This is a genomic window from Jatrophihabitans sp., assembly GCF_051960575.1.
Classification (GTDB): domain Bacteria; phylum Actinomycetota; class Actinomycetes; order Mycobacteriales; family Jatrophihabitantaceae; genus JBQCEE01.
Genome location: NZ_JBQCEE010000324.1, coordinates 1 through 15,825 on the forward strand (window position 1 = coordinate 1; position 15,825 = coordinate 15,825).

General features: G+C 72.5%; 18 protein-coding genes and 1 pseudogene. 6 read left to right on the top strand and 13 right to left on the bottom strand.

Features of this window, described 5'->3' with window-relative positions; all coding sequences use genetic code 11:
• Positions 1–89: 89 nt before the first annotated feature.
• The 4 genes and pseudogenes from ACTHMS_RS18040 to ACTHMS_RS18055 form a co-directional block, all read right to left on the bottom strand.
• Complete coding sequence (locus ACTHMS_RS18040; protein ID WP_440308045.1) at positions 90–674, bottom strand: MBL fold metallo-hydrolase; 585 nt, start codon at positions 672–674, stop codon at positions 90–92.
• A 427-nt stretch (positions 675–1,101) separates the two neighbouring features.
• Positions 1,102–1,536 (bottom strand): annotated as a pseudogene (locus ACTHMS_RS18045) (SRPBCC family protein); the annotation flags it as partial.
• Positions 1,533–1,847, bottom strand: a complete 315-nt coding sequence (locus ACTHMS_RS18050) for an ArsR/SmtB family transcription factor (protein WP_440308046.1) — start codon at positions 1,845–1,847, stop codon at positions 1,533–1,535. The pseudogene ACTHMS_RS18045 and the gene ACTHMS_RS18050, both read right to left, overlap by 4 nt.
• Positions 1,848–2,294: 447 nt before the next feature.
• Complete coding sequence (locus ACTHMS_RS18055) at positions 2,295–3,191, bottom strand: DUF4262 domain-containing protein (RefSeq protein WP_440308047.1); 897 nt, start codon at positions 3,189–3,191, stop codon at positions 2,295–2,297.
• A 116-nt stretch (positions 3,192–3,307) separates the two neighbouring features.
• Between ACTHMS_RS18055 and ACTHMS_RS18060 the strand changes: the two genes are divergently transcribed.
• Complete coding sequence (locus tag ACTHMS_RS18060; RefSeq protein ID WP_440308048.1) at positions 3,308–3,643, top strand: VOC family protein; 336 nt, start codon at positions 3,308–3,310, stop codon at positions 3,641–3,643.
• Positions 3,644–3,736: 93 nt separating this feature from the next.
• Here ACTHMS_RS18060 and ACTHMS_RS18065 read toward each other — a convergent pair whose 3' ends face one another.
• Together ACTHMS_RS18065 and map are read right to left on the bottom strand one after the other, a co-directional pair.
• Positions 3,737–4,360, bottom strand: a complete 624-nt coding sequence (locus ACTHMS_RS18065) for a hypothetical protein (protein WP_440308049.1) — start codon at positions 4,358–4,360, stop codon at positions 3,737–3,739.
• A 128-nt stretch (positions 4,361–4,488) separates the two neighbouring features.
• On the bottom strand, positions 4,489–5,259 hold the full coding sequence (gene map, locus ACTHMS_RS18070) for a type I methionyl aminopeptidase (protein WP_440308050.1): 771 nt from the start codon (positions 5,257–5,259) through the stop codon (positions 4,489–4,491).
• A gap of 52 nt (positions 5,260–5,311) precedes the next feature.
• On the opposite strand from map, the gene ACTHMS_RS18075 reads away from it, so the two are divergent.
• Positions 5,312–5,581 (top strand): helix-turn-helix domain-containing protein, encoded by a 270-nt coding sequence (locus ACTHMS_RS18075; protein ID WP_440308051.1) that lies wholly within the window; start codon positions 5,312–5,314, stop codon positions 5,579–5,581.
• A gap of 62 nt (positions 5,582–5,643) precedes the next feature.
• A complete protein-coding gene (locus tag ACTHMS_RS18080; protein ID WP_440308052.1) occupies positions 5,644–6,657 on the top strand; it encodes an N-acetylmuramoyl-L-alanine amidase family protein in 1,014 nt (337 codons plus the stop codon).
• 10 nt (positions 6,658–6,667) lie between these two features.
• Here ACTHMS_RS18080 and ACTHMS_RS18085 read toward each other — a convergent pair whose 3' ends face one another.
• From ACTHMS_RS18085 to ACTHMS_RS18095, 3 genes are read right to left on the bottom strand one after another with little or no spacing between them, the layout of a single operon-like run.
• Positions 6,668–7,864, bottom strand: a complete 1,197-nt coding sequence (locus tag ACTHMS_RS18085; protein WP_440308053.1) for an LCP family protein — start codon at positions 7,862–7,864, stop codon at positions 6,668–6,670.
• An 8-nt stretch (positions 7,865–7,872) separates the two neighbouring features.
• Positions 7,873–8,178 carry a hypothetical protein gene (locus tag ACTHMS_RS18090; protein WP_440308054.1) on the bottom strand — a complete coding sequence of 102 codons (306 nt, stop codon included), beginning with the start codon at positions 8,176–8,178 and terminating at the stop codon, positions 7,873–7,875.
• A complete protein-coding gene (locus ACTHMS_RS18095; RefSeq protein WP_440308055.1) occupies positions 8,175–9,122 on the bottom strand; it encodes a glycosyltransferase family 2 protein in 948 nt (315 codons plus the stop codon). Before ACTHMS_RS18095 ends, ACTHMS_RS18090 begins: the two co-directional genes overlap by 4 nt.
• A gap of 75 nt (positions 9,123–9,197) precedes the next feature.
• Between ACTHMS_RS18095 and ACTHMS_RS18100 the strand changes: the two genes are divergently transcribed.
• Both ACTHMS_RS18100 and ACTHMS_RS18105 read left to right on the top strand, forming a co-directional pair.
• Positions 9,198–10,019 carry an SDR family oxidoreductase gene (locus ACTHMS_RS18100; protein WP_440308056.1) on the top strand — a complete coding sequence of 274 codons (822 nt, stop codon included), beginning with the start codon at positions 9,198–9,200 and terminating at the stop codon, positions 10,017–10,019.
• Positions 10,016–10,585: an AAA family ATPase gene (locus tag ACTHMS_RS18105; protein ID WP_440308057.1), complete on the top strand. Its 570-nt coding sequence runs from the start codon at positions 10,016–10,018 to the stop codon at positions 10,583–10,585. Before ACTHMS_RS18100 ends, ACTHMS_RS18105 begins: the two co-directional genes overlap by 4 nt.
• On the opposite strand, the gene ACTHMS_RS18110 is transcribed toward ACTHMS_RS18105, so the two are convergent.
• A complete protein-coding gene (locus tag ACTHMS_RS18110) occupies positions 10,573–11,553 on the bottom strand; it encodes an esterase/lipase family protein (protein ID WP_440308058.1) in 981 nt (326 codons plus the stop codon). The genes ACTHMS_RS18105 and ACTHMS_RS18110 overlap by 13 nt on opposite strands.
• A gap of 23 nt (positions 11,554–11,576) precedes the next feature.
• Here ACTHMS_RS18110 and ACTHMS_RS18115 point away from each other — a divergent pair, with 23 nt between their 5' ends.
• Positions 11,577–12,455, top strand: coding sequence for an alpha/beta fold hydrolase (locus ACTHMS_RS18115; protein WP_440308059.1), 879 nt, complete (start codon positions 11,577–11,579; stop codon positions 12,453–12,455).
• Here the strand turns inward: ACTHMS_RS18115 and ACTHMS_RS18120 are convergent.
• From ACTHMS_RS18120 to ACTHMS_RS18130, 3 genes are all read right to left on the bottom strand, one after another.
• Entirely contained in the window at positions 12,452–13,831 is a 1,380-nt protein-coding gene (locus ACTHMS_RS18120; RefSeq protein WP_440308060.1) for a WS/DGAT/MGAT family O-acyltransferase, read from the bottom strand. The genes ACTHMS_RS18115 and ACTHMS_RS18120 overlap by 4 nt on opposite strands.
• 56 nt (positions 13,832–13,887) lie before the next feature.
• Positions 13,888–14,847: a cation diffusion facilitator family transporter gene (locus tag ACTHMS_RS18125; protein WP_440308061.1), complete on the bottom strand. Its 960-nt coding sequence runs from the start codon at positions 14,845–14,847 to the stop codon at positions 13,888–13,890.
• A 7-nt stretch (positions 14,848–14,854) separates the two neighbouring features.
• Positions 14,855–15,825 (bottom strand): GuaB1 family IMP dehydrogenase-related protein (locus ACTHMS_RS18130; RefSeq protein ID WP_440308062.1); only part of this gene is annotated, 971 nt, incomplete at its 5' end.

Below are 15,825 nucleotides of genomic sequence, written 5' to 3' on the forward strand. Positions count from 1 at the left end.
GCGGTGCCGGCGGGGGGGGGGGGGGGGGGTTTTTTCCCGCGGGGGGGGGGGGGCCCCCCCCCCCCCCCGACCGTCGTCTCCTTCGGGCATCAGCGCGGCGTGGCGGGCCCCGGCTCGAAGGCGGCACCGTGTCCCGGGACGATCCGGTCGGCGATGGTCAGGACGCGTTCGCGCTGCTCGCGCAGGACACCGCGGTCCGGCGCGTACGGGTCGTCGGACGGGCCCTCGGACTGCCACCACAGATGCGTCAGCGCCGAGACGCCGTCGGCGGTACCGACCACGACGGTCAGGTCCTGCGGCGTGTGTCCGGGCGTGGCGAGCAGCCGGATCGATGGTGCGAGCTCGACGCCGTCGGCCGGGCGGCTCGTCCAGACGTCGTGCTGGTAGGTCGCCTGGAAGTCGTGCACGGGCACCTCGCCGAACAGCGCGATGTTGACGGTGTGGTCGGGGTGGTGGTGGCTGATCACCACGTCGGTGATGTCGGCGGGGGAGACGCCGAGCGCGGCGAGCGGGTCGAGGATCGCGCCCCGGCCGGGCACCATCCCAGGGTCGACGATGATCACGCGGTCGCCCTCGCGCAGCAGGCTCACCGTGCCGGCCACGCGGTCGTCGGCGTACCCGGTGAAGAGGATGTCGAGCCGCGCGGCGCGAGCCAGTCCGTCGATGTCGGTCATGCCTCGCAGCCAAGCACATCGACTGCCGGGCGCGCGGGCGTCAGGGCAGCGACGAGCCGGGGAAGCCCCGCACCGGACACACCGTGTACGTGAAGACGCCCGCCCGGACCGCCTGGTCGTCACGCATGATCTCGTCGGCCCCCTCGACGCTCGTCGCGAAGATCGCGATACCGGCGAGATCAGGATCGTCGCCGACCGGACACACGATCGACAGCAGCCCGGCCGACACGAGACGCATGTTGCGACGGCCGTGTTCCCAGATGAGCCGGTCGACGCCGCCGTGCCGGTAGGCGTCGGTCTTGTGCAGCAGCACCGCGGCGTACGAGGCGGCGCCGCCGAGACGCGCCCGCATGTCCTCGTCGCTGACCTGCGGCAGCGGCCGGCCGAGGGCCGTGTTGGACGCGTCGATGCGACCGGCGTACCCGTCCAGCCTCCAGCCCCGCGCGACCGCGTCCCGCATCTGCTCCCAGCCCTCACCGTGGCGGTCGAGATGACGGTGGGTGAGCGTGACCCGCGTGCGGGTCGGCGACAGTTCGGTGAAGGCGATCTCGACCTCGCTGCAGCGCTCGGGGTCGGTCTCGAGCTCCCACCGCGTGGTGATGTCCCAGCTGAACACCACCCGGGACGGCGGTTCGTAGGCCAGGACGCGCGACCAGCGGCACTCGCTGCCGTCGACGCCGCGGTCGATGATGTGCCCGCCGACGAAGGGCTCGAAGACCATCTCGGCCAGCGGCGCCTGCAGCAGGTGGTGGCTCTCGTCCCACCAGGTCCCGATCTCGTCGGTGAACACCTGGAACGCGCGCGTGATCGGAGCGTCAACATCTGTTGAGACCGTCACGGTGGTGTCGTCGAGTGTGGTCATGTCGTCTCCTCGGTGGTGGCCGCGGCGCGCTGGAACGATTGCAAGGAGCGCTGCCAGAAGGACTCGAAGTACGAGCGCAGGATCGCCAGGGCGTCGGGGTCGACGGAGTAGATCCGTCGCGTGCCCTCACGCCGGTCGGACACGAGGCCGACCGACTTGAGCAGCTGCAGGTGCTGTGAGACGGCCGATCTGGTGATGGTCATGCCGTCGGCGAGCTCGGTGACCGACGACGGTGCGCCGGCCAGCCGTTCCACGATCTGGCGTCGGGTCGGTTCGGAGAGCACGTCGAGCAGTTCGGATGCGTTAGCCATGGCGAACGAAAGCTACGACTAACGCTTACCCGGGTCAAGGGATGCGCGAGACGGCGAACGTTATGTCAGGTCTTGCTCGTGCCGTCGTGGCGCGTCGATGCCTGGGTGTCAGGAGTGGCGGAGCACCCGAAGGGCACTCGACCGGCCTGGCGAGGCCTGGCGCAGGGAGTGGAGGGTGTGAGGTCGTGACGTCCGTGCCGCGTGGTTCGGACGGCCCGACGTCGTGGTTGGACTACGCCGTCGGCCGGCCAGATCTTCGTGGGTGCGGTTGCGTCCACCGTCATGGGCTGCTCGTGCGTCCCTGGGTCGGTCGTCAGCGCGGTCGCAGGAGCCGATCTGCTCGAGTTCGGCAGGGTCCGGGATGTCAGCCGGCTGCTACCGCATGAGCCGATAATGTACATTATGTCATTCGACAGGAACCGGCAGCCTGCCCGCCCCACCGCCGACTCACGGCAGTGCGAAGCGCTGCCAGGGCGAGGTGGAGTCGAGCCGCCAGGCGCCCTGGCCGATGCCGAGGTCGGCGATCGCGCGCAGCGACGGCGCCGAGCGGATCGTATGCGCGATGTGCTCGGCGGTGAGCTCGTCGTCGTCGTGATCGCCGGAGCCGCAGTCGAAGTACCAGCACTCGCTGCCGTCGTCGGAGACATCCCGGCTGACGAAACCGATCGTCGCTCGTTCACGCCGCACGTGCGTGCACACCACGGCAAGATCGTCGGGCGGGACCGGCAACGGCCACTCCGGGTCGACAGCCGTCGCGCCGGTTCGCGTCGTCGCGATCCGCCACGCTCGCGGCTGTCGACGTTCGAGTTCCGGTGATGCCCCGGGTTGCCACCCGAAGACACCGTGCGTCGACGGCCACACGAGCTGCAGCACCGGTGTCGGCGCGCGGTGGAACCAGCGCGAGAGCCCGCCGATCCCCTGTCCCTCGAGCCCCGTGCGGCTGACCTGTTCCGCGAGCAGTGGCGCGTTGACCAGGTGTCCCTCGAGCAGGTCACCGGGCTGCACCACGAGTCCGCGTTCGACGATGCGCTCGGCGACCTCGTTCAACACCCCGTGCATGAGCGACGCGGATTGCCCGGAGATCGCCAGCTCGGGATGGCCCGCACGGTGCGGCAGCCCGACCGTGTACGCGAAGGACGGCCCGTCGTCGGGGCCGTTCGTGCAGTCTCCGCAGGCGCAGCCGAGCTCGGTGCCGACCGCGATGACGTACCAGCCGTGGCGCTGGACGCCGTCGAGCACGCGCTGGTCCCAGTCGTCCAACACCTCGTTGCCCAGGCGCGGGACGCAGAGCCGGCATCGGCAGAACTTCTTGGCGGGCCTGCTGCCCGCCGCGTATGTCGTCATGCCGCAGATGGTGAGCGCACCCTCTGACAAAAATCGTGCAAGCGTGCGACCTCGTCTCCCCATGGCTTGACGACGTCCGGCCGGCTCGTTACGAGTGCACCATGAGGGTCATCCGGGTGACTGCCGATCTGCTCGTCGCAGACCTCGCCGCTGCCACGTCGTTCGCCACCGACGTCCTCGGCCTCGAACACGAGGACATGGGGTTGGACTGGGTGACGCGCGCGGTGGTGCCGGCGTCCGGTGAGCACGTGCAGTTCGTGACGGCGGACGCGACGGCACCGGAGAGTCCGGTGCTCACGGTGAAGGTCGACGACGTGGACGAGGCGTATGCCCTGGCGCAGCAGCGCGGCGACGAGATCGTGCATCCGCTGACGACCGAGCCCTGGGGTATCCGGCGCTTCTTCGTGCGCATCCCAGGCGGAGGCGTCGTGAACATCGCCCAGGAGAACTGAGCCGAACATGACGATGCCCCGCAGCACCAGGTTCTCGAGCTGGATCTTCTGGTGCTGCGGGGCAAGCGCGAGGTGTGCGCAGGCGCCTGGCGGTCAGCCCTTCAGCAGCACCGTCGCCGTACCGAACTGGAGGCTGCCGTCGGTCGGCAGCGCGGTGCCGAAGGTGGCGTTCAACGCCGAGGCGGCCTGACCGGCCAGCTTCACCTTGATGCCGGACAGCAGCGTGTCGCCGCGCGGCGTCGTCGTGACCTTCAGGCCCGACAGGTCGAGCAGCAGCGTGGCGACCTTCGCGGCGCCGCCGTTCACCTTGGTCGCGTAGACGGTGCCGTCGGCCAGCGAGATGTCGAAGTTGCCGATGGCCAGCGAGGCCTTGCGCGAGACGAAGGTGATGCCGCCGCTGTGGGTGATGTCGCCCGTGCCGGCGGCCAGGTTCGCGGTGCTGCCGGTGATCGGGAAGCCGTACGAGACCTGCACGCCGTTGCGGAACGAGATGCCGAGCTTGGTGCCACGCTGCGGCAGCGGCGCGATGCCTGCCTTGAGCAGCGTGGTCGCGATGCCCGGGGCGGTGGTGACGGTGGTCGTGCCGAGGCTGGTCGACGCGCTCCAGGACGGCTTGGCGTGGTGGGCGGGCGAGACCGGACGGCCCTGTGCGGCCGGGGCGAGCGCGAGGCTGGTCGCTGCACCGACCACTGCGGCGACGACGGCGAGACGCTTCATGACAGCTCCTTCGGTTCGGACTGCTGTGCTCGGACGAGGCGTGCGGATGTGCACCCTCTCGATCTGGCTACGTCCGCCGTCGACGGCACGGATGCAGGTCGGACGAGCGCGGGCTCGGCCGGCGTTCGTCAGGATGCGACGGTGAGGATGCGGGGCCCGTCCGCCGTGACCGCGATGGTGTGCTCGGCGTGCGCGCCCCGCGAGCCGTCGTCGCTGCGCAGCGTCCAGCCGTCGGGGTCGATGCGGTAGGCGTCGCGGCCGCCGGCCAGGAACCAGGGTTCGATCGCGATGGTGAGTCCGGGCTGCAGGCGCAGGCCCCGGCCGGCGCGGCCGTCGTTCGGCACCGACGGGCTCTCGTGCATGGTGCGGCCGACCCCGTGGCCGCCGAAGTCGGTGTGCAGGCCGTACCCGGACGCGCGGGCGACCCGGCCGATGGCCGCGGAGATGTCCCCGATCGTCGCGCCCGGACGCGCCGCCTCGATGCCCGCCTGCAAGGCGCTCTCGGTGCGCTCGACGAGCCGCAGGTCGTCGGCGCTCGGCGTGCCGACGACGAACGAGACCGCGGCGTCGCCCGTCCAGCCGTCGAGCGTGGCGCCGCAGTCGACGCTGAGCAGGTCTCCGTCGCGGAGCCGGTATGCGGTCGGGATGCCGTGCAGCACCGCATCGTTCACCGACAGGCACAGCACCCCGGGGAACGGCCGGTCGGCGAACGACGGCTGGTAGCCGAGGAACGGTGAGGTCGCGCCGGCGTCGGCCAGCACCCCGCGCGCGATCCCGTCGAGCTCGGTCAGTCGCACGCCGGGCTTCGCCGCGGCGCGGGCGGCGGCGAGCGCCCGCGCGACGACGGAGCCCGCCGCGGCCATGGCGTCGATCTCGCCCGGCGTCTTCAACTCGATCATGGTGGCGCGTCCTCGTCGGCGGGATTGTTATCCCGGTATTACTATCACGCCCATGGTGCGACCCCTGCTCTCCCCGGCCGAGCGCGAACGAGGCCGGCGACTCGGCGCGACGCTGCGCCAGGCGCGCGGTGACCGCAGCATGGTCGAGGTCGCGTCGGCTGCGGGCATCCCGGTCGAGACGCTGCGCAAGATCGAGGCCGGACGCATCCCGACCCCCGCGTTCTTCACCGTCGCGGCGCTCGGCGCAGTGCTCGGGCTCGACCTGGCCGCGCTCGCGGCGGTCTGCTCCGAGGTGCCCGAACGGCCGGCCGCGACGGCCTGATCCGACGCACCGTAGCGGGCGGCCTGCCCGGTCGTCGGTGGTCGGACCCGTACCGTGACCGGGTGCTCCCCCGCCACGCGTCCGCCCGCCGAGTCCTGCGGCGATCGGGCAACACCGTCGGCACAGTGGTCGCCCTCGTCGTGCTGAGTGCGTGTGGGACGTCGACGGCCGGGCAGTCCCCCGACGCGACGTCGAGCGCGCCGTCGTCCACGCCGTCGTCCACCGCGGTGACCTCGGCGGCGCCGTCGTCACCGACCAGCGACCCGGCGCCGTCCTCGCCCACGGCCTCGCCGCACGGACCGCCGAGACGGCGTCGGTCGAGCACACCGTCGTCGACCAGCACTCCCCCGGCACCGTCCGTCACCGCAACGCCGACGAGGACTGCGACACCACCACCGTCCGGCGGCGCGCCCGTCGTCGTGATCGATCCGGGGCACAGCGTCGCGGTGCAGGGCACCGACCCGGCCACCGGGCTCAACGTCGCCGATTACGAGAACGAGCCGGAGATGCGCGACGTGGATGCGGTCGCCCTGCTGGTGCGCGACCAGCTCGTCGCCGCGGGCTACCGTGTGATTCTGACCAAGCCGACGCTCGACACCCCGACGACGCTGCTGCAGCGCGCGCAGGTGGCCAACCGGGCGCACGCCGACCTCGCGCTGAGCATCCACGACCAGGCCGGATCGAACGGCGGCATCGGCTTCACGGCCGGCAACAACATCGTCTACTACCAGTCGGTCGGCAACTACCGCGTGAACTCCGCCGGCCGGCGGATCACCTTCACCGACGCCGCGGTCGCCGCGCGCAGCCGCCGCTACGGCACGATCTTCCAGCGCGAGCGCGCCAAGGCGCAGGGCACGTCGGTGACGCTGCTCGGCGACACCGGCTACGACCTCGGCAGTCGCGGCCTGCCTGCCGGCGACATCTGGATCGTCCAGTTGCTCGCGCACGTGCCGTGGATCTACAACGAGGCCGGCGGGAACAGCGCGGGCCAGGTCGGCCTCGACGCCGCCGATCGACAGCGCTACGCCGACGGGCTCGTCGCCGCCGTCGAGGCCTGTCTACCGATCCACCGCTGAACCTGGCGGATCAGTTGATGCAGGACTTCGCGGCGGGATGCGAGACGGTCGGTTGCCGCGTCGTCCCGGACTGTGATGCCCCGCTGCTCGGCGTTCCGCTGGTCGGTGTCCCGCTCGTGCTCCCGCCGGTCGGCGCCTGCGGGGTCGGGTCGACCACGTTCTTGACGAAGGCGCGCACCTTCGCCGGGTCGACCAGGGTCACCTGCTCCTGGGTGCCGGCGACATCGGCCAGGACGTTCGCGCCGGTCGGCACCACGGTGCTGGTGATGTGCGCCGGATCGAGGTCGGTGACCTGACGGGCCAATTGGGTGAGGTCGAAGCCGTCGTCGACCCAGATCGAGTGCTCGAGCTGCTGGATCAGGCTGCTGAGGTGCGGCAGGTCGAGCAGCAGCCCGGCCGAGGTGAATTGCGAGAACGCCTGGGTGAGGAAGTAGCGCTGCCGCGCCGTGCGGCCGAGGTCGCCGCCCTGCAGGAAGTGCCGCTGCCGGACGAACGCGAGCGCCTTCGCCCCACGCAGCACCTGGTACCCGGCCGGCGCCACGAAGCCCGAGCCGCCGTCGAGACCCGCCGCCCGGTTCCGGGCGAAGGAGTCGTCGACCGCATGGCAGAGCGTGACCGGGATGCCATGCAGCTGGTCGGCCACCGTCACGAAGCCGGCGAAGCCGACGAGGATCTCGTGGTCGATGGTGAGGCCGGTCAGCTGCTCGACGGTCGCCTTCAGCAGGCTGATGCCGGCGGCGCGGCGGGTGTCGTCACTCGCATCGGACGGCAGGCTGTCGTCGGTCGAGCCGTCGGCGAAGGCGGCATTGAGCTTGTTCTTCGCGAAGCCGGGGATGTCGACGTAGGCGTCGCGCGGGAGCGATATGAGCGTCGCCCGCGAGCCGTCGGCGGGCACGTGCACGACGATCATCGAGTCGGTCGACGAGCTCACGTCGTTGCCGACCTGCAGCTCGGCGATCTGCTTGGGCGTCAGGCCCGCACGGCTGTCGTAGCCGATGAGCAGCACGTTCTGGTCGCGGCCGTCGATGTCGGGCGGCGCGACGCTCGGTGCGCCGTGCGGTCGGGTGATCGCGAGCCGCGGCAGCTTGTGGTCGAGGGTGCGGTAGGTCGACCACGCGTAGCCGGCCGCGACGACCAGGAACAGCGACACCGCCGCCATCACGGCGAGGCCCGTACGGCGGGCGAGCTGTCGGCGGCGGGCGTCCACGCGAGCGCTCAGTGGGCCCGGCGGTCGCCGACGACGTGCGCCGCGCCCGCGGCCACGGCGGTCACCGCGAGCACCGAGGGCCACGCGCCGATCTGCTTGGCGAGCGGGTGCGAGCCGCCCATCGCGGCGGCGTAGAGCCCGAGCAGCCCGGCGGTCGCTCCCCCGCCGGCCGCACGCAGCCACTCGCGCGCGGCGGCCGCACCTGCGACGGCGAACAGGGCGCCGCCGAGTTCACGGCGGTGGGTGTACCGGGCCGAGGCGAATCCGCCGACGAGCCCGGCGGCGACGAGGGCGGACGTGGGGACGGAGCTCATGTCCGCGACGGTACCGGCAGGCAGTGGCGCGGCGGTCGCGCGCGGCGCAGCAGCGGATCGTCGAAGGTCAGGAACGCGCGGCGATCGGCGAACTGCTGGCGGTCGAGGGCTGCGTAATCGGCGTCGAGGGCCGCGTTCATCGGCCGCCGCTCGCGCAGCACCCAGGGCAGCCCGGCGAGCGCCATCGTCAGCCCGCGGTGCCAGTCGCGGGTCTTCGGGTGGTCGGCGAGCACCAGCCACGAGCGGCGCAGCGCGCCGAGCGGGCGACGGTGCAGCCAGGCGTTCCAGAGCGTGTTGCGCAGCCCGAAGGCGCGCAGGAACGGCGCGTTCGCCACGGACGGCGCGTGGTGCATCACGACCTCGTCGACGTAGCGCAGCTGCCAGCCGGCCATCGCCAGCCGCATGGCGAGCGACTCCTCCTCGCCGCCGATGAACCAGCGCGGGTCGTAGCCGCCGACCGCCTGGAACGCCTCGACGCGGATCACGGCGGCGCCGGCCCTGAAGCTGAGCAGCACGCGTCCGGGCAGGTCGTGGCGGTCGGGCAGCGGGCTCCCGGCCATCACCCGGCTGATGCCGTCGAGGCGCTGCTCGGGCTCGACCACGATGCGGGCGTTCACGACGGCGAGCCGGGCGTGCGTGTCGAGCAGCGCCACGGCGTGCTCGAGGCCGGCGTGCTCGTACCAGCCGTCGTCGTCGCAGCAGACGACGTAGGGCGTGCGGGCCGCGGCGATCGCGGTGTTGCGTGCGGCGGCGCCGATGTTGCGCGGCAGCCGGATCACCTCGACGCCGGCGCGGGCGGCGAGCACCTCGGCGGTGCCGTCGGTCGAGGCGTTGTCGACCGCGATGAGAGGGAGGTCGAGCGCGAGCAGGTGGTCGAGCACGGTGTCGATGCGGTGGGCGCAGTTGTAGGTGAGCAGGACGACGGTGAGGCGGTCACGGAGCACCCCGGTCGCCTACCCGGCCGGCCGACGGGGCACACCGCACCGGGTCGGTGCGGGAGGTCAGTAAGGTCGCTCGGCATGAGGACCGCTCTGGTGACAGGCGCATCGTCCGGCATCGGTGAGGCGACCGCGAAGGCCCTGCTGGCCAAGGGGTATCGGGTGCTCGGCACCAGCCGGAACCCCGACCGCATCGCCCGGCCGATCGCCGGCGTCGAGTACCTCGCCCTGGACCTCGAGGACGATGCGAGCATCGTCGCGTGCGCCGAGGCCGCCGGCGCGGTCGACGTGCTGGTGAACAATGCCGGCGAGAGCCAGAACGGACCGCTCGAGGAGCTGCCGACCGACGCGCTGCAGCGGTTGTTCCAGCTGAACGTGCTCGGACAGGTGCGGCTGACCCAACTGCTCGTGCCCGGCATGCGCGAGCGCGGGTACGGGCGGATCGTCTTCGTCGGCTCGATGCTGGCGAGCTTCCCGCTCGCCTACCGCTCGTCCTACGTCGCGACCAAGGCGGCGATCAAAGGCTTCGCGACGGCCGCGCGCGGTGAGCTCGCACCGTTCGGCGTGTGGCTGACGACGGTCGAGCCGGGGTCGATCAACACCGGCATCAGCGAGCGGCGCACGAAGTACATCGCGCCCGACTCGCCGTACCGCGCCGACTTCGACACCATGCTCGAGGTGCTCGACCGCAACGAGCGCGGCGGCATCGGCGCCGACCGCGTCGCGGACACGATCGTCGGCGCGGTCGAGGCCGACAAGCCCCGCCCGCTCTACGCCGTCGGCAGCCGCGCCCCGCTGGTGTTCACGATCCGGCGCCTGGCGCCGCGCGTGGTCGTCGAGGAGATGATCGCCCGCGCCCACGGCCTGCACGGCCCGACGACGCAGGCCCGCCGCGAGCCGTGACCCGGCTGATCGTCCTCAACGGGCCGCCCGGCGTGGGGAAGACGACCCTGGCGCGCCGGTACGCGTCCGACCACCCGTTCACGCTCGTCGCCGAACTGGACGCCGCACGCCGCACGCTCGGCGGCTGGGAGCGGGACATCCCCCTGGCGACGCGGTTGGCGCGCGCGCTCACGCTCGCGATGGCCCGTGAACACCTGGCCGCCGGACGCGACGTGGTGCTGCCGCAGTACCTCGGCAACCCGGCGTTCCATGCCGAGGCGCAGGCCGTCGCCGAGGCCACCGGCGCGACCTTCGCCGAGTTCGTGCTGACCGACTACCGCGAGACGCTCATCGCCCGCTTCGACCGGCGCACCGCCACCTCCCCCGACCCCGCGCACCGCGAGGCGGGCCGGCTGATCGCTCGGCTCGGCGGCGAGGACACGCTGCAGCGCATGTACGACCGGCTGCTGCAGGTGATCAACGCCCGACCGGACGCGGTGGTGCTGCACTGCCCCGAGGGCGCCGAGGACGAGGTGTACGCGGCGATCACCGCGCAGCTCGCGCAGCTGGACGGTCAGCGCGCGTAGGGAGCGGGCGCCGGCTCGCTCGCGGTGTGCGGGTACGTGACGACCTGCTCGCCGGCCGTCGCACCGACGATCGCGAGGTGGTACGCCGCGGACGCTGCCGAGACACCCGGCAGCAGGCCCTGCAGGCAGACCGCGCGGCTGATGCGCGCCGCCGAGGCCGGCCCGTCGTGGTCGAGCGCGTCCAGCACCAGCGCGTAGGCGACCGGGTCGACCGTGCCCATCGCGATGTGTTCGCTGACGTCGAGCGGGCAGATCGACTGCACGGCGGTGTTGCTGATGCGTCCGGCGCCGGTGCTCAGCGCGGTGCTCGCGGCCGGCCCGAGGTTGGGCACGACGATCTCGTCGGTGTCCGACCACACCTGCGAGTACGAGATGCCGGCGAAGGTCTCGCCACCGGCGTTGAGCGTGTCGAGCAGGTGCGAGTGCTGCTGCTGCTGCCAGATCGACGGCGCGCAGGTGAGCAGGCACAACGCGTTCGCGTCGAGCGTGCCGTGGTTCGAGCCGTCGATCGACACCAGGTCGTCGACCATCGCCCGCGTGTCCGGCCACCACTTCAGCGCCCACCGCGGCGACATGCCGCCCTGGCTGTAACCCACGACGTCGATACGCCGGCCGGCGCGGGCGTGCAGCATGCGGATGCCGTTGACGATGTACTCGGCGGCGGTCTGGATGTCGGCCATGCCGTGGTCGGGCACCGTGACCGCGCACCACGCACGTCCGGCGCGGGTGAAGGCGGGCTCGTAGTTCCAGTCGAAGTTGATCGACGCCGTCAGCGTCGTGCCCGGGACGAGCAGCACCGGCGTCGGCCCGCTCGCCGGATCGCCGCCGCAGGCGAGGGAGGCCGCGAGCGCGCTCGCCGAGGGCGATAGCGTCGGCCCCGTCGACGAGGCCGAGGCAGCGGTGCCGCCGACGCCGAGCGCGAGTGCGGTCACGACGGCGACGAGGCCCGTGATCATCCGTCCGATCATGTTCTGCACGCTAGGGGAAGCCGATGACCTCGACCACTCGGACGCAGGTGCGCTCGCGCGACGGTGTCGCGATCGCGGTGTACGAGACAGGCGATCCGTCCGCGCCGACGATCGTGGCGGTGCACGGCTACCCCGACGACCACACCGTCTGGGACCGCGTCGTCCCCCTGCTCGCCGAGCAGCACCGGGTCGTCACCTACGACGTGCGCGGCGCGGGCGCCTCGGACAAGCCGGAGGACGTCGGCTCTTACCGCCAGGAGCATCTGACCGACGACCTCGTCGCCGTGCTGGACGCGGTGAGCCCGGGTGAGCCGGTGCACCTGCTCGCGCACGACTGGGGGTCGATCCAGTCGTGGCCGTCGCTCGCCGACCCGCGCGTGCGGGGTCGGGTGCGCTCGTTCTTCTCGATCTCGGGGCCGTCGCTCGACCACGCGTCGGTGTGGCTGCGCACGATCCGGCAGCGGCCGCGTGACGTCCTGCGCCAGCTCGGCGACAGCTGGTACATCTACCTGTTCCAGCTGCCGGCGCTGCCCGAGCTGCTCGTGCGCCGCGGCATCCTCGACCGGCTGCTCGAGCGGATCACCACCCGCAGCACGCCCGGTGGTCTTGCCGGCCCGCCGCGCACCCGCGACGACGCGCGGCACGGCATCCAGCTCTACCGGGCCAACGTGCTGAGCCGGCTCGGGCGCGTCAGCCCGCCGCAGCTCGACCTGCCGGTGCAGGTGCTCGCGCCGCGGCACGACCCGCACGTCACCGCGGCCCTGCAGACGCAGGCGCCGGCACCGTTCGTCCCCGACCTGCGCACCGAGGTCGTCGACGGCGGCCACTGGATCGTGTGGCAGCAACCCGACCTCGTCGCCGAGCGCGTGCTCGCGTTCGTCCGGTCGGTCGAAGCTGCCTAACCGGTCGCCTTCTCCAGCGCCAGCAGCTCCTCGTCCAGGTGCGCGAGCAGCCGCTGCAGCCGCGGGGCGGTGCGCCGGCACCCGGTGAGGCCGAAGGCGAGCTGGTCGTCGTAGCTGGTGCAGGTGATGTTCAGCGCCTGCCCGTCGAGCGGGATCGACAGCGGGTAGAGGCCGTCGAGGCGTGCGCCGTTCCAGAACAGCGGCTGCCTCGGCCCGGGCACGTTCGAGATCACCAGGTTGAACGGCGGTCGTGCCTTGCCGACCAGCCCGAGCAGCGGCTGCAGCATGAGCGGACTGCAGCCGAGCGCCGACATGGCGATGGTCTGGGCCGGTGTCATCGCCGCGAACGCCGACTTGCCCTGCTGCATCGACTCGTGCACCCGCGCGAGCCGGTGGGCGGGGTCGCGCAGGTGCGTGGCGAGGTTCGCCATCACCGTGCCGATCGAGTTGCCGCCGACCGCGCCGCCGGTGTCCTCGCCGTGCAGCGACACCGGCACCATCGCGATCAGCGGGTCGTCCGGCAGCGCGTCGAGTTCGAGCAGGTAGCTGCGCAGGGCGCCCGAGCACATCGCGAGGAAGACGTCGTTCACCGTGGTGCCCGAGGCGCGGCCGACCGCACGCAGACGGTCGAGCGGCCACGACTGCGCGGCGAAGCGCCGGGCGCCGGTGATCGGCTGGTTGAGGATGGTGCGCGGTGCCGAGAGGCTCAGTGCCCCGGCCTGGCCGGTGACCGCCTGCTGCACGGTGCGTTGCAGGGCGCGCGGCAGGCCGGCAGCGTCGCCCACGAGCCCCAGCGCGGACGCGACGGCGGAGCGCTCGACCTGGGTGCGGCGCGAGCGCCGTTCCCGCGGCGCCCAGGGCGGTGGCACGTCGAGGTCGCCCGGGTCGGTGGTGAGCTGGCGCGACAGCAGCCGCAACGACGAGACGCCGTCGATGAGTGCGTGGTGCACCTTGAAGTAGACGGCGAAGCGGCCGTCGTCCAGGCCCTCGATGAGGTGCATCTCCCAGAGCGGACGCTTGCGGTCGAGCAGGGTCGAGTGCAGCCGCGAGACGAGGGCCAGCAGTTCGAGCACGCGGCCGGGCTGGGGCAGTGCGCTGAGCCGCACGTGGTGCTCGAGGTCGAAGTCGCGGTCCTCCTCCCACGCCCACTGCCCGAGCGTGCCCGGGCCGCGCACCGGCCGCTTGCGGAACAGCGGCCCGACCGCCCCGCGCTCGCCGATCGAGTGCCGGATCGCGGCCTCGAAGCGGCGGCGCACGTCGAGGGCCGTCGCACCCTCGGGCGGCACGAACAGTTCCAGACCGCCGACGTGCATGGGTTGCTCGCGGGTCTCGAGCAGCAGGAAGACGGCGTCCTGGGGCGGCAGCAGGGTGGCCATCACCCGATCCTGCTGCACGCGAGCTGATCACGAAAGCGTGCGCAGGATCCGGCGGGTCAGGCGTGGCGCTCCGGCGCCAGCTCGGGACTGAGGTGGGTGCCGCCGTGGGCATCGCTGCAGTGCTCGGTGTCGCCCACGGCGTCGAGGTGGTCGACCTGCAGGGTGACGTGATCGATGCCGTGCTCGTCGCCGAGCAGTGCCCGCATGCGTCCGGCGACCTCGTGGCAGTCGTAGGGCGGCGTCACCAGCACGTGGGCCGACATGGCGAGGTCGTGCGGGCCGAGCTGCCACACGTGCAGGTCGTGCACCTGGGCGACCCCGTCGAGGCGGGCGAGCTGCCCGCCGAGCGACCCGGGGTCGAAGCCGGTCGGCGCCGCCTCGAGGAAGACGCGGCCGGCCTCACGGACGAGCTGGGCGCCGGTCCAGGCCATGAGGGCCGCGACGCACAGCGACGCGATCGGGTCGGCGCGGGTCCAGCCCGTGGTGAGCACGACGATGCCGGCGACGAGCGTGGCGAGGAACGCCCACAGGTCGGTCACCAGGTGGGCGATGGCTCCACGGATGTTGAGACTGGCGCGGTCGGCGTGCCCGGCGAGCCACGTCGCGGCCAGGTTGACGACGACACCGACGACAGCGACGACCGCCACGACCCCACCGGTGACCGCGCCCGGGTACACCAGGCGGCGGATGCCCTCGACGGTGAACCAGACCGCCAGCAGCAGCAGGGTGATGCCGTTGGCCTGGCCGGACAGTGCGTCGACCCGGGTGAAGCCGTACGTGTACGCGCCCCGCGCCGGCCGATCGGCGATGCGCGCGGCGATCACGGCGACGAGCAGCGCGGCGGCGTCGGTGAGCATGTGGCCCGCGTCGGCGAGCAGGGCGAGCGAGTGGGCCAGCAGGCCGGCGACGACCTCGCCGATCATGAAGGCGACGATCACCCCGAGCGCGGCGAGCAGCCAGCGCTGCCCGTCGCGGGTCGCCGGTCGGGGCGCGTGGTGTGCGTGGTCGTGGCCCATCGCCGCATCACCAGCCGGCGTACAGCGGCCGGCCCTCGGCGTAGCCCGCGGCGCTCTGCACACCGACGACGGCACGCTCGTGCAACTGCTCGAGCGTGGCGGCGCCGGCGTAGGTGCAGGCCGACCGCACGCCCGCGGTGATCGCGTCCAGCAGGTCTTCGACACCGGGACGCCGCGGGTCGAGGTACTGGCGACCGCTCGAGATGCCCTCCTCGAACAACGCCTTGCGGGCGCGGTCGAACGACCCCTCGCCACTGGTGCGGTTCGCGACGGCGCGGGCCGAGGCCATGCCGAAGCTCTCCTTGTAGAGCCGGCCGTCGACGTCGAGATGCATGTCGCCCGGTGACTCGTGCGTGCCGGCGAACCACGAGCCGATCATGACCGAACTGGCCCCCGCGGCCAGGGCGAGGGCGACGTCGCGGGGGTGGCGCACTCCCCCGTCGGCCCAGACGTGCTTGCCCTCGGCGCGGGCCGCGGCGGCGCACTCGAGCACGGCCGAGAACTGCGGCCGGCCGACACCGGTCATCATGCGGGTGGTGCACATCGCGCCCGGACCGACGCCGACCTTGACGATGTCCGCGCCGGCGGCGATGAGCTCGCGCGTGCCCTCTGCCGACACGACGTTGCCCGCGACCACCGGGACGCCGGGCGCGAGCGAGCGGACGGCCTGCAGCGCCTCGATCATGCGCTGCTGGTGGCCGTGGGCGGTGTCGAGCACGAGCGTGTCGACGCCCGCCTCGAGCAGGTCGGCGGCCTTGGCCTTGACGTCGCCGTTCACGCCGACCGCTGCGGCGACGCGCAGTCGGCCGCCCGCGTCCAGGGCCGGTGTGTAGATGGTGGCGCGCAGCGCGGCGGTGCGGGTGAGGATGCCGACGAGCTTGCCCTGCGCGTCGACGACCGGCGCCAGCTTGCGCCGCGCCGAGTCGAGCGTCGCGAACGCCTTCTCGGGCTCGATCGGCTCGGTGAGAGTGAGCGGAT

What these genes read in the sequence shown, in the direction of transcription:
- ACTHMS_RS18040 (WP_440308045.1), bottom strand. Translation starts at nt 674, where the DNA reads ATGACCGACATCGACGGACTGGCTCGCGCCGCGCGGCTCGACATCCTC.
- ACTHMS_RS18050 (WP_440308046.1), bottom strand. Translation starts at nt 1,847, where the DNA reads ATGGCTAACGCATCCGAACTGCTCGACGTGCTCTCCGAACCGACCCGA.
- ACTHMS_RS18055 (WP_440308047.1), bottom strand. Translation starts at nt 3,191, where the DNA reads ATGACGACATACGCGGCGGGCAGCAGGCCCGCCAAGAAGTTCTGCCGA.
- ACTHMS_RS18065 (WP_440308049.1), bottom strand. Translation starts at nt 4,360, where the DNA reads ATGAAGCGTCTCGCCGTCGTCGCCGCAGTGGTCGGTGCAGCGACCAGC.
- map (WP_440308050.1), bottom strand. Translation starts at nt 5,259, where the DNA reads ATGATCGAGTTGAAGACGCCGGGCGAGATCGACGCCATGGCCGCGGCG.
- ACTHMS_RS18075 (WP_440308051.1), top strand. Translation starts at nt 5,312, where the DNA reads ATGGTGCGACCCCTGCTCTCCCCGGCCGAGCGCGAACGAGGCCGGCGA.
- ACTHMS_RS18090 (WP_440308054.1), bottom strand. Translation starts at nt 8,178, where the DNA reads ATGAGCTCCGTCCCCACGTCCGCCCTCGTCGCCGCCGGGCTCGTCGGC.
- ACTHMS_RS18100 (WP_440308056.1), top strand. Translation starts at nt 9,198, where the DNA reads ATGAGGACCGCTCTGGTGACAGGCGCATCGTCCGGCATCGGTGAGGCG.
- ACTHMS_RS18110 (WP_440308058.1), bottom strand. Translation starts at nt 11,553, where the DNA reads ATGATCGGACGGATGATCACGGGCCTCGTCGCCGTCGTGACCGCACTC.
- ACTHMS_RS18115 (WP_440308059.1), top strand. Translation starts at nt 11,577, where the DNA reads ATGACCTCGACCACTCGGACGCAGGTGCGCTCGCGCGACGGTGTCGCG.
- ACTHMS_RS18120 (WP_440308060.1), bottom strand. Translation starts at nt 13,831, where the DNA reads ATGGCCACCCTGCTGCCGCCCCAGGACGCCGTCTTCCTGCTGCTCGAG.
- ACTHMS_RS18125 (WP_440308061.1), bottom strand. Translation starts at nt 14,847, where the DNA reads ATGGGCCACGACCACGCACACCACGCGCCCCGACCGGCGACCCGCGAC.